General features: G+C 48.6%; 9 protein-coding genes. 4 read left to right on the forward strand and 5 right to left on the reverse strand.

Going from position 1 to position 12,633, the window contains the following annotated elements; translation table 11 throughout:
• Positions 1-870: 870 nt before the first annotated feature.
• The 5 genes from QUA77_RS27060 to QUA77_RS27080 form a co-directional block, all read right to left on the reverse strand.
• Complete coding sequence (locus tag QUA77_RS27060; protein ID WP_242722119.1) at positions 871-1,425, reverse strand: NYN domain-containing protein; 555 nt, start codon at positions 1,423-1,425, stop codon at positions 871-873.
• Between the two features lie 180 nt (positions 1,426-1,605).
• Positions 1,606-2,445, reverse strand: coding sequence for a glutamate racemase (gene murI / locus QUA77_RS27065; RefSeq protein ID WP_190660417.1), 840 nt, complete (start codon positions 2,443-2,445; stop codon positions 1,606-1,608).
• A 145-nt stretch (positions 2,446-2,590) separates the two neighbouring features.
• The gene (locus QUA77_RS27070) at positions 2,591-4,387 is read right to left on the reverse strand and encodes an N-acetylmuramoyl-L-alanine amidase (protein WP_333453652.1); all 1,797 of its coding nucleotides are present in this window, start codon (positions 4,385-4,387) and stop codon (positions 2,591-2,593) included.
• Between the two features lie 500 nt (positions 4,388-4,887).
• Positions 4,888-5,322: a hypothetical protein gene (locus QUA77_RS27075; RefSeq protein WP_333453654.1), complete on the reverse strand. Its 435-nt coding sequence runs from the start codon at positions 5,320-5,322 to the stop codon at positions 4,888-4,890.
• A 478-nt stretch (positions 5,323-5,800) separates the two neighbouring features.
• Positions 5,801-6,823: an alpha/beta fold hydrolase gene (locus QUA77_RS27080; RefSeq protein ID WP_333453656.1), complete on the reverse strand. Its 1,023-nt coding sequence runs from the start codon at positions 6,821-6,823 to the stop codon at positions 5,801-5,803.
• 417 nt (positions 6,824-7,240) lie between these two features.
• Between QUA77_RS27080 and infC the strand changes: the two genes are divergently transcribed.
• The 4 genes from infC (at position 7,241) to QUA77_RS27100 (ending at position 12,421) form a co-directional block, all read left to right on the forward strand.
• Positions 7,241-7,777: a translation initiation factor IF-3 gene (gene infC, locus QUA77_RS27085; protein WP_006635262.1), complete on the forward strand. Its 537-nt coding sequence runs from the start codon at positions 7,241-7,243 to the stop codon at positions 7,775-7,777.
• Between the two features lie 107 nt (positions 7,778-7,884).
• Positions 7,885-10,929 (forward strand): HEAT repeat domain-containing protein, encoded by a 3,045-nt coding sequence (locus QUA77_RS27090; RefSeq protein ID WP_333453658.1) that lies wholly within the window; start codon positions 7,885-7,887, stop codon positions 10,927-10,929.
• Between the two features lie 122 nt (positions 10,930-11,051).
• Positions 11,052-11,528 (forward strand): Crp/Fnr family transcriptional regulator, encoded by a 477-nt coding sequence (locus tag QUA77_RS27095; protein WP_333042796.1) that lies wholly within the window; start codon positions 11,052-11,054, stop codon positions 11,526-11,528.
• A gap of 170 nt (positions 11,529-11,698) precedes the next feature.
• Positions 11,699-12,421: a hypothetical protein gene (locus QUA77_RS27100; RefSeq protein WP_333042798.1), complete on the forward strand. Its 723-nt coding sequence runs from the start codon at positions 11,699-11,701 to the stop codon at positions 12,419-12,421.
• Positions 12,422-12,633: the final 212 nt, after the last annotated feature.

Here is a 12,633-nt window from a genome sequence, read left to right on the forward strand (position 1 = left end):
TAGTGCATTAAAGAGAGCTAAAATGTATGCGTCTCCTGGCACATCTCTTGATGAAATTATTCGTGCTTATTGTGCATGAAGAGTGTCTCATACTTATTTGAAATGACTATAGCATCAGTTAATTCAAACGTTGCATCGTGCGCTCGGCATAAATATTGGTAGGCCGCTTGACGAAACTCTTTTAATCTGGCAAGTTGCATATTGGTCGCTAAGGGTGGGTAGTACTACTCTTAGCTTCTGTCAAAGGGACTTCTGAGGCAAGTCAGACTCCCTCTTTTTTATCCCATCAGCGCTTGCTTAGTCTAAACTGCAGTATTATAGAAAAACATATCTGAAAATAAAAACAAAAAATCTGAAGCTGGAAAATTCCAACTTCAGACTTTTACTAACTCCCCGGGTAGGATTTGAACCTACGACCAATCGGTTACACTTATCCCAACGTTTCCGAAGGGGGCGGACTATTTCATCATCCCTACAAATCATCTGTGTGATCTGTCGTCGGATGTCGGGCGCTGTGAGATTTATTGGTTAGGCTCCTCATCTCTAGTCTCTGCACCTTTCCGGCTACTTGCGATCGTAACCGCTGCCTTTCGCCAGACTTGGCTCAAGATTGCCGCCACCCAAAGTGCTGCGGTTTCCTTGAATTCACCCGATTTTTCAGTATCCGTTACCGGATAGAGCTGCTATGTCACTAGGGCTTTTGGTTGATGCCAAAGGCTTGCATTCATTACAGCCGACCGCTCTGCCACTGAGCTACCGAGGATTGGGGGTTTTTGTTACCCACAATTACTAACAATAGCTGAACTTACTCGATTTGGCAAGGCCTTTGACAAACTTTTTTTTTGTCATACAGCAAGAAGGTTTCAGCAGCTAATGCAGCCCCATTCTCAACTTGGCGAGGCGCTGCTGGGATTCGGGATCGAGGGAATTGGCGAGAAACCGACTGGAGTTGTGTTTGCGGGATTTGTGCTGGCGCTCGCTGCGGCGGGCAGTGGATTCTACGTCAGCCGCTAGTTGTTCGGCTGACATCCATTCGGCACCGTAGCCGACTACGGTCAATTGCTGCGCTCGGTCTGAGGTGGCGACAATCATGCGGCCTTTGCCTTTGACCGATCGCAACTCGTAGCGCAAACTAGCACAAGATTTTTCAATATAAGTATCTGCTGTCTGACCGAAGTCAGTGTAGTGCACCGATAAATTTTTAGTAATAATTTCTTTAACGCCAGGAGTATCTCGATAGTGCGCGTCAAACACCAGTCGAGCTTCAAAATCTTGAACGGCGCTGTAGTTAACTAAAACCTCAATCAACTCGCGGCGAGCTGTTTCGAGTTCGTCGCGATCGCGCTTCTCTCGGAGTCGAGGCCAAAGTCCAATAATGTTATAGCCGTCTACAAGTAAAACTGCTTGTGATACATAGGGTGACATGGTTCAAGGCTGAAGAGATCCAGCACGTATAGGACATTATTTGCATTCTTCATCAAAGCTTTTGTTCAATAATATTACCTATTGATGTGTAATTGCTAGGTTACATCCCAATAATTAAACCCCCCAGAGCCAGCTTTACCTGAGTTTTGGGGGGTTAGATTAACCTATAAATTTTCCAGCTTATTCGCCAGATTCCAGCGATACGGGCGATCGTACAACTGTCGGCAGGGATATTTTCTCAACAGCAGGAGTACAACCGAGCCACTGCACCGACAACTCCGCAAACTGCTGCGGGGGGCCGCTCACGCAAAAACGAGTCGGTAGCGCAGTACCAGGATTCCGCAGCCCTAAAAGCTCCAATTCTCTGGCAGCAGCAGCCACCACCCGTACCGCAGGATCGATCAATGTCACCCCAGCAGGCAAAAGCGAGCGCAGCACAGGAGCCAACAGCGGATAATGAGTGCAGCCGTAAATCAGCGTATCGATGCGCTGCTGAATTAAAGGAGCCAAATATTCCCGAGCCACTTCACAAGTATAAGGGTCGTGAATCCGGTTTTGCTCCACCAGCGGCACAAAAGCCGGACAGCTAACCTGCCACACTAGGCAAGAATCGTCCATCTCCAAAATCGCATTTCGATAAGCATTGCTAGCAGCCGTAGCAGGAGTTGCGATGACTCCGATCCGCTTGCCTTGCTGCACTGCAGCCTGCGCCCCCGGCAGAATTACTCCCAGTACCGGGATATCAAACTCAGCCTGCACCATCTCCATCGCCAAAGCAGAACTTGTGTTGCAGGCCATAATGACCATTTTCACATCCTGTTCCACCAACCAGGCCATAATTTCGCGGACAAACTCCACAATTTCTGACGGCGTGCGAGTGCCGTAAGGCAGCCTCGCCGTATCTCCAAAATAAAGTATCGATTCGTTAGGCAATTGTCGGTACAACTGGGTCAAAACAGTCAAACCGCCCACGCCGCTGTCAAAAATACCAATTCTTTGTTGTCCAGAGTCTGTAGTCATTTGTTAATTGTCAATAGTCGGTTGTCACTTGGCACTGGTCAGTGGTCAGTTGGCAGTGGTCAGTTGGCAGTGGTCAGTTGTCAGTTGCTAGCAATAACCAATAACCAATAACCAATTACCCATTACCAATCCCTGCGGCAATATATTATCTTTGTTGAAGATAAACTAAAATGCCGCGAGCGATCGAAGCCGCCATTTGACTGCGGTAAGCTGGGTCAGAAAGCCTAGCAGCATCTTCAGCACCCGTGACAAAACCCACCTCCAGCAAAACAGAAGGCATAGAAGTCTTCCTCAAAACGTAAAATCTCGCCTGCCGCACTCGGCGGTCAGTCGCGCCCGTACCCTCCAAAATACTGGCGTGAATCACCCTCGCCAAATCTTGGCCGTTATTGAAATAATAAGTCTCAATCCCGCTAATATCCGGCCGACTCATATTAATCGCATTAGCGTGAATGCTGACAAACAAACTAGCATTCACCCGTTCCGCCAAAGAAACTCTCGGTTCCAGGTCGATTTCGCTGTCGTCAGTCCGAGTCATCACCACCTGCACGCCCTGCTGTTCCAGCAGCCTCGCCACCTGAAACGAGATATCCAAAACAATCTCCTTCTCCTGAATGCCCTGAATCCCGACTGCTCCCGGATCGCGGCCACCGTGACCAGGATCGATCGCTACTACGGCGCGGCGGTTAGAAGCTTGGGGCAAATCGTCACTTCCGAAAGTCCTTCTCGGCAAAGGCTGCTGCTGGCTGGGAGTGCGAGTGAAAGGCTGCTGCGCGCTAGCATTAGATCGCAACTGCAAAGACAGCAACTGCGGGCTCGGTCTTGTCACCCTGCCTACCTCTACCCCCGATCGCGGCTGCACCCAAATCACCACAGTCTCCGAGTCTTCTTGGCTGGCCGTAAAGGATACAGGACTGTTGGCATCGAGCTGAGGAATTTCCCCCGTTAGCACACCAGAGGCGATCCTGATCCAGTAAGCTTTCGACCCCTGGTCCCAGCCGCTGGTATAGGAGACTTGGCGGTCAGTTCTCACCACCAGTTGCGTGCCGTTACTGGCTAAATCAATTGACTGAACTCTCGCTAAATTTCCTTGAGCTTGTCTAGCGGGAGGATCTACAGTCAGGCGCCGGGAAACCGAGGGCTGTCGTACTACACTTCCAGGCAATAGCACAACCCCGCCCAAATTGCTCACAGATGCCCGCCACTGAGTATTAGAATTCTTCATCCGCAAAGTCACGCGGGTAACGGGCGGGTCTGTTGGCAGTTCCCGGACTTCAATCTTGTCAACCCCGTGCTCACCGTTCGTTTTAGGCTGTTGGCTGCTTAGGGCCGGCCCTACACTAGCTCCTTCAATATCGAGGGTAGCGATGTCCCCAGCCCGACTTTGTTGAAAATTAATTTGGGGGCGACCGCCCGCAGTGCGGACTAAAAAACCGTCCGCCGTCACCTGAACGTTCTGAACTACAGTCGCCTGGGCTGACTCGGCTTGGGGTGCTGAAGATTCAACCGATAACCTTTCTCCCCCTGGTTCGGAAATCGGATTTTGAGTTTCTCCCCGCACCGGCGTTGGCAAATCCACTGTCCACTCGCTCGGAGAAATCCCCCGGAATTTTACTTGCTGAGGGTCTATAGTAAACCCGTCTTTGATCTCGACCACAATTCTGGTCGTATCGTTGTCAAACTGTCCTACCCGCACCGATTCGATCGCCCCTGAGAGCGGTTTGCTGACCGAGGGACGACCCAGACTCGTCCCCGGCAAGTCGATTACCAACCGCATAGGATTGAAAATCAGTTGAGCCTTGGGTTGTACTCCCCCGTCTGTTGTAATGTAAAGCCGGTTCTCTGAAGCATCAAACCGCCAAGATTGCAGTCTAGCTGCTTCGGCGGCTCCGGCGAGCAAAAATACACTTAAGAAACTCGGTAGTAGCCAGTGGAATTTCACGACAGTTTTTTCCTCGTTTGCGTTACTGCCAAAAGCTGGAAGGGCGCTGCTTGCCCGATCGGCTTTCAGCAGTTAGCCGCCAGCAGACCGGGGGCACGGGGGCCGTCAGTTGTTGGCTAAATTGACTTTTTTATGCGTTAACAGGCTCCAAAATGCCAGATCCCGGCATTTTAGAACTTTCCCGTATAATTGGGGGCGATCGGTTATAAGCAGACTGAAAGATTGTGGGCACAAGGGAAGGTATTTATTTTTAGGAGCAAGAAACAAGGTGCTTCTTGAAGTTAGAAGGTACAAGTTAGAAGGTAGAATTTTACCGTTCTTCCAGGGAGGGGTTTCATAGCTCTTTAATGTTGGCGAAGCTCGTTACGGCAAGGGTTATAATCCGCTTTACACTTGCGTTTTGTTCTAACTTTTCCTAAACTACCTCAATAACTTAACAACTTACCTGGGGAACAATCCGGATTTCCAAGATTTAGGTAACTTTTCCAAGCCGCCAAATGTTAGTCCCAGACAAAATGACATATTCTTTGGGAAAAGCTTTTTTGTAACACATTGACAGTTAAATACAAATACATATCGCCCCTGCTCTCTTTTTTTCGGATTTTTTTAATCAGGGATTTTCGGTGCTGCTTGAAACTTAGTGGGGCGATCGCGATCGCGCCCGCCAATTTAACACTATGATAGCTAGTCCATGTTTTCAGCAGTAACGGGAGAGTTTTGTGTGTTACTTGGGCCGGCAATGCTTTGTAATTTAGACTCTTTTTGAGTGATCGAACGACACCCAGAGCATTAGTTAGTTGACCTGAGAAAAAGTTTTGACCGTAGATATAGTAGTTATTGCAGTTGTAAAGTTTGTTGGACAGCAAAGACAATCGATCGGCTTCTGGGTAAAACCTGTGATTTGGTTTAATGACTTGCCTTTCGACTAACTGCATAACTTGGATGTGTACTACCAGTTAGAGAAGATACACTATCTTGGTGATTGTGTCAATCTCTGACCTTATAAAAAAAGGGCAATCAATAACAGTAGATAGATGACATCACAGAAAGACGGAGACTTACTTTTCTGCAGGAGTCGTCCACAGCAAACAAGTGGTTTAGGTTAGTTCAAGCCTCTAGATAGCGGCTGGGGAGTCAATCTCGAACCTCAAATCGACTGACTCTCAAGATAGGGAAGTTTTGTAATATAGCAACCGCCCTGACGGTGAGGACGTTCTTAATTTTTGAAACCTAATCGCTCGATTGCGCCTTCTTGCAGGACTTCTTTTTACCCGCTCCGCTTCGTCGCTACAGCCTTCAACATCTGCTATACCATACCACCGGTGCGATCGAGTTCTAGCAAATTTATTTTTGAGCGGGATCGATACCTGCAAGTTGTTTTTTTCCCTTAGTAATCAACGACCCCCTGTCTAATCAACAGTGCTGCAATTCGCTCTCGCCCATAGGTGCAAAATTCCGGCTCATCCAGTTCAAAATTGCTTGATTTACTTGTTCCGGGCATTCATCCTGGGGACAGTGGCCCGCATTGTCTAATTCCACTAGCTCTACATAATTGGGATTGCATTCGACAAATTGATGGGGTCGGGCAAACCGAGGGGGAATCATCCGGTCTTGTTTGCCCCAAATTAACAGCATGGGGATTGTTAAATTTCGCATCACAATCTTGACACTGGGGCAAAATTTTGAACTGCCTACAGCTTTAAATAAGGCGCAGAAGGCGCGGGCTGCTCCCCGATCGCCTGCTGGCCCTGCTAGAATTTCTACTAATTCGTCGGTAACAGCTTCGGGGTTGGAGTAGGCAAAGCCAACCCAGCGACGGACAAAGGAAGGCTTGCGGGCAAAATAAAACAAAGGCCTGAGTACGATCGGAGAAACAAACAAACTTTCCACAGCTTCGATCGCCGGAAGCAGCCATCCGGGCACCGCTTCGGCTCGTACAGAGGGGTCGGGGAGGCTAATCATCACCGTGCCGGCCACCATGTCCGGGTGAGCTGCAGCCACGGCCAGACAAATCAGCGAGCCGATCGAGTTTCCTGCCAATATTACTGGCTCTCTGATAAAAGTTAGCCAAAAATCATAAACTTGATCGACCCACAAAGACACAGAGTAGTTGACCGGAGCTTTTTGCGAAGCGCCAAACCCTAACAAATCCAAGGCGTAAACGGTTTGGTTTTCGGCGAGTTGGGCGAGATTTTGTCGCCAGTGACCGATCGAAGCTCCAAACCCGTGCAGTAAAATAATTGGCGTTCCCGATGCGCGCGGGGCCATTGGTTTTGCCGCAGAATCTTGAAATTCCAGCGCCCCTTGATTTCGTACCCCATCGGGCCGCAAATAAGTGTAGCGAGTTTGCCAACCCCGCCACATCCAGTCTCGTTGAGTTCCCACCCGTTGGTGCCACAGCAGAGAATTTGTCAATTTTGCCTCAGCTCGCAACATAAATTTACACTTGCTTATACCTATTCTACAAGGCAAATCAGGCGAGTTGGGGGACTTGTCCGACCCGGCGAGATGGGCTAGGAAAAGCGACTTTACCTCATCCTTAAGCTTTTACCCTGAATTTTTGACGGTTTTGTCATCAATCGGGCAAGGGGGCGGGCGATCGTGTGTGAAGTTAAAATAAAACTAAGCAGAAACTCAGCCAGACTGAGTAGAATAGCAAGTATTGTAAGAATTCATTTACGATCGTCCAAATATTCCCCAAGGCTTTAGCGGAGGGGACACAGGGCGCGGTAGTACGTCCGGTAAGGGTAACACCTTATAAAACAGTTCGATCGTCAATCGTGAAAAATTGACCGATCAAACCTGTAACTATCAAGAAGCTTCGCTATTAAACTACTGCTTGTAAAACCATTCATGCCTGTGATTGAAAGAAGACAAAATCGCAACCTACCCCAGATCAACGAAAATATTCGATACCCCAAAATCCGGGTAATCGATACCGACGGCGCGCAACTAGGGATATTGACGCCTGCAGAAGCGCTGCGCCTGGCAGAAGAAAAAGAACTCGATCTCGTACTTGTCAGCGACAAAGCTGACCCGCCCGTATGCCGGGTAATGGACTATGGGAAGTACAAATTCGAGCAGGAAAAGAAAGCACGAGAAGCAAAGCGGAAGCAGCACACTGCCGATGTTAAAGAAGTGAAGATGCGCTACAAAATTGAAGAACACGACTACCAAGTGCGCCTCAAACTAGCAGACCGCTTTATCAAATCTGGGGACAAAGTAAAAGCCACGATCATGTTCAGAGGTCGGGAAATCCAACACAGCAACCTAGCAGAGGACTTGCTTAAGCGCATGGCGACAGATTTGCAGGAAATCGCAGAAGTGCAGCAAGCCCCCAAAAAAGAAGGACGCAGTATGATGATGCTGCTATCGCCGAAGAAAGTATAAATAGATAGTCATTAGTAAGCAGTCATCAGTCATAAACTGGTGACTGATAGCTGATGACTTCCGAAGTTAGTCAGGAATAAGCTACCACACAGGGAAATCAACGCTGCATGGAAAATTTTCAAATCAGCGGTTCGGCGGGAGTAAGACAAGGAGTGCTGCGATCGCTCAACCTGCGATCGGAAGAAGTAGAGCGAACCATACTGATGTTCGTAGTATACACTCTAACCTCCGTCGGGCTGATCTGGCTGGAACTCAGCACAGTAGGTCTTTTTCTAGATGAATTTGGTGCAGACAAAATGCCTTTTATCTACATAGCCAGCGCCTTTATCGGTTCTGGCTTGGGATTTGTCTACTCGTGGCTGCAAAAAATCCTCCCGCTAAGGCGCACCGTAGTGGTTGTTCTGGCAATGATGTCGATACCGCTATTTTTGTTTCGATTCGGCATCGGCTACGAAAATATTAAGATAGCTGGCGTCAGCATCGCTTTTATTACTATTTTTTTGATGTGGCTGTGGGTAGAAGCTTGCTATGTCCTCAACGATCTTAATACTTCTATCACCTCCAACCAACTGTTTAATATTAGAGAAATCAAGCGCACCTATCCGCTAGTTAGTAGCGGCTATTTAGTAGCTGGAGTAGTCAGTGGATTTTCTCTGCCTGTTTTGCTGTACGTAGTCGGACTCAAAAACGTTACCCTCATATCGGGGTTGATGGTGGCGACAGGCTCGGTGTTGCTCTACTACCTCACGGAAAAATATAGCCAAGCATTCCCGGAAACGGCTCACTGGACGGATGACGACGAAGACGACGATCAAGAAGAATTTACCGCCCGCAAAGTTACAGGCCCGCTCCAAAAATACGCCGTACCTCTAGTCAGTTTCTTCATCCTCGCAGAAGTCGTCTACGTGCTGGTAGATTTCCAATTCTACAGCCAGTTAGAATACCAAAACCCGGGGGACGGAGCTAGCTGGATCGCTAGCTTCCTGGGCATTTATGAAGGCATACAAGGTCTGTTTCAAGTGGCGACTCAGTGGTTCGCTTCGAGCAGGTTGGTGGAAAGAATCGGTGTATTCGTGACGGCGATGATTTTGCCGGCGGGCATCGCTATACTCGGGGTGCTGACCATAGGAGCATCTCTGGGCCAGCTAGTATCTGTGTTTATCGGGCTAATATTGCTGAGATTTTTAGACGAACTGCTTCACTACACGCTTTTGGAAACTGTTAGCCCGGTATTATTTCAACCGATTCCCGACAATATTCGATCGGGAATTCAAACTTTGGTCAACGGTGTGGGCGAACCTTTGTCCTGCGGAGCTACAGGAGTAGGCATCCTGATTATGCTGTGGGTGACAGGCAAGATACTCCCCCAGCAAGACGAAAATGTATTTCACGACCAGCAAAGCTTGATATTTATTGGCGTGATCGTCATATTGGCACTGTTGTGGGTGTTTGTGGTATGGCTGATCCGCTCTCAATACGTGGGTTTGTTGGTCAAAAGTGCGGAGCGGGGACGCTTGGGCGTCACAGACGTTGACCTCAAAGCTCTCAAGCGGGCAGTGGTGGAAACTCTACAAAAGCCGGGGGGCGAAGATGAAAAGCGCTCTTGCATAGAACTCCTGACGCAAATTGACCCCAAAAATGTCGGAGAAGTTCTGGCTCCCCTCCTGGATTCGCTCTCCCCTGGTTTGCAGCGCCAGAGCTTGGAAACGATGCTGCAACACCCGAACCCCGCATATTTAGAATCTGTCCGCGCACTCTCGCAGCAATCCTTGCCGCCGGAGGTGCTGGCCTTGGCTTTGCGTTACATCTGGCTGACGGAAGCTGAACCGAATATTGAGAGCTTGCGGCCTTACTTGCAGCCGACGGTCGATCCGGTGGTGCGGGGTACGGCGGCTGCTTTAATTATGAGAAGGGGCGATCGCCAGCAAAAGGCAGAGGCTACTAATACGCTGCGGCAAATGCTGACACACAAGCAAGAGCGGGAACGTGTTATGGGGACGCGGGCTCTGGGAGAAGCTGATTATTTGCAAGGACTGCGGCTGCATATCCCCAATCTGTTGCAAGATGAATCTCTGCGAGTGCGCTGCGCTCTGTTAGACGTGATTTCGTCTACTCATTCGGAAGAATATTATCCTTCGCTGCTGCGCGGACTTGGTTACAAATCGACTAGGGAAGCGGCTTTGCAGGCTATAGTCAAACTTCACAACGACGCCATTCCTTTGCTCGTGTATTTGGCTGAGGATATCCACAAGTCGGATTTGGTCAGGTTGCAAGCTTGGACGGCTCTGGGTCAAATTGGGACTCCGGAGGCGATCGACATTTTGGTCAGCAATTTGATGACGGCTTGGGGAACTACCAGGCGCAATATTCTCCGCATCCTCTTGAAAATGCCTTCAGAAGCGGGGATAGAAGGGGTTCTAGACCGCATCGGCCGCAGCGGCTTGGAAACTCTCATCGAACAGGAGTTAATGTTTATCGGTCAAATTTATGCAGCTCTGGTAGATTTGTCTGGGGTAACAACCTACGGCAATTTCTCAGAGCGAGAGGGCAACAGCGCCCGGGAAGCTGGGAACGATACGGCTCAATTGTTGCAGCGTGCTCTGGCGGGGTTGGAAGCTGATGCTAAAGAGCGCTGTTTTTTGCTGATGAAGTTTCTTTATCCGCTGGAAACGGTACAAGCGGCTGCTTTCAACATCGCTTCCGGCCAACCTTCTTTGGTTGCTAGGGGATTGGAAATTCTCGATAATACTGTGGATATAGCTAGGAAGCGATCGCTCATCAATTTGTTAGATCAACACTCGGAAAGAGAAAAATTGAGCAACCTCTCGGAATTGATGGTTTACAAACCTCTAGCCCCTAGCGATCGTTTGCGCCGCTTGCTAGAATTGCGCCACTTCCTTTCGGATTGGGCCTTGGCCTGCTGCTTTCACTTGGCGAGAGAAGCGCGCTGGAGTCTTACGGCTCAACAAACTCTCGTCTGTCTGCAGCACCCGACGGGTTTTGTCCGCGAAGCAGTGTTAGCCTATTTGAAAATAGCTTCGCCGCGGGCTTTGGGCGAATTGTTGCCCAGGCTGCAAAATGACCCCGATAATTTGGTATCCGCTCAAGTTGAAGAGATGATGGCAGAGTTCGGTGCTGGGGGAAAAAGGTAACATTAGTCAGTTGTCAGTTGGCAGTTGTGATTGTCAGTCAACAGTTAACCGTCAACCGTCAACGGTTTTTATTCCCCTTCTCCTTCCCGTTTTTAAGTTTCAATTAATCACTGCATCTCATTATGTTAACAAGCGTCGAACGCCTATTGTTTGTGAGGGAGGTTCCGATTTTTAAGGAACTGCGGGATGATTTTCTCGTGCGTCTAGCATCGGTAATGGATGAACTTTCGTTTCCTTCCAAGCACAGGATTTTTACGGAAGGACAAGAAGGTCGATCTCTCTATATTTTGGTATCGGGAACGGTGCGGGTGCATATAGGCGATCGGGATTTGGCACAGTTGAAAGCGGGGGCTTGTTTCGGGGAAATGTCGCTTTTTGATGCCGAACCTCGATCGGCTTCTATTTCTACTGTCGAACAATCGGAGTGTTTGATGCTGACTCAAATGCAGCTATACGATGCGATTGATGAAACGCCGGGAATTGCGGTGAATATTATTCGCTTGCTGTCGCGCCGGATTCGGGAGTTGAATCAAAAGTTGAATGCTAAAGAGGCAATTATGCCTCCTACAGAGACTGTGAGAGTTCCTGAGATGCGATGAAATTGGGGAAGTGGGCATTGTGTTTTTAGTCGATCGGTAATTCTGCACAATTTATCTTCTGTAAGGTGCCAATAGCGATTACGAATACGCACAATTTTTCTGGTAGATTAGATTACACGTAATTGCTCAACCCCCTTGACAAGAGAACGAGATAAACATTAGATAAAGGAATGAAAAAACTCCCTGACCTAAAACAACTATCGGATGAGGCCAAAAACGCCTTGATAGTAGAGCTATGGCAGGAAATCCAAAAACTGCGGGCAGCATTAGACACTGACGAATCAAAACCCAACTCATCTCCCGCCAAAACCAGCTCGAATTCAAGCACTCCACCATCAAAAGGATTCAAGCCCAACATCAAGCCGAAGCCATCGAAAATAGAAGGAGTCAAAAGACAAAAAAGCATCGGCAGAGCAGGAGGGGGAAGACATCTACATCCCGAACCCGACCAAATCATTGTCGCTCAAATCAAAAGTTGCCCCCAGTGTTCAGAAACAGTCACTGCCACGTCCCAAAAATTGCAAGCGGTCTATGACAAAATTGAACTACCACCAATTCGTCCGATAGTCACCCGCATCGAGCTCTATGGCGGTCGCTGCCTCTGTTGTCAAACCGAGTATCTGGCCCGGGTACCTGCTGGAATGGAACCAGGCTCACCATTTGGCAGCTCAATTCAAAGCTTGGTTACATATCTGCGCTACACTCATGCGATCGGCTACGAACGGCTGTCGGGAATCTTGGCGGAAGTTTTTGGACTCAAGATATCCGAAGGAGCGATCGCCAACCTCTTAAGTACCGTCAAAACCAGTTTAGATGACCTTTGTAAATCAAATACTGCAACGTTTGCGGCAGGTAAAATTAATTTGCAAGCGATGAAACCAGTGCCAGAGTGAACGGACAAAACCAATGGGAATGGGTGTTTCATAACCAAGATATTTGCCTGCATGTCATCCGTCCCAGTCGAGGGGCTGGAGTAATTAGTGAAGTTCTCGGAGAACATCGCCCGCAACTGTGGGTATCAGACCTTTTTATACCATTTTTTTAAAGATGTGATAGAGATAAAGAATGTAAAATCCAAGACCATCCGGTGAGAAAACCAATGACG

The sequence above is a fragment of the Microcoleus sp. K5-D4 genome, from assembly GCF_036704575.1.
Classification (GTDB): Bacteria; Cyanobacteriota; Cyanobacteriia; order Cyanobacteriales; family Microcoleaceae; genus Microcoleus.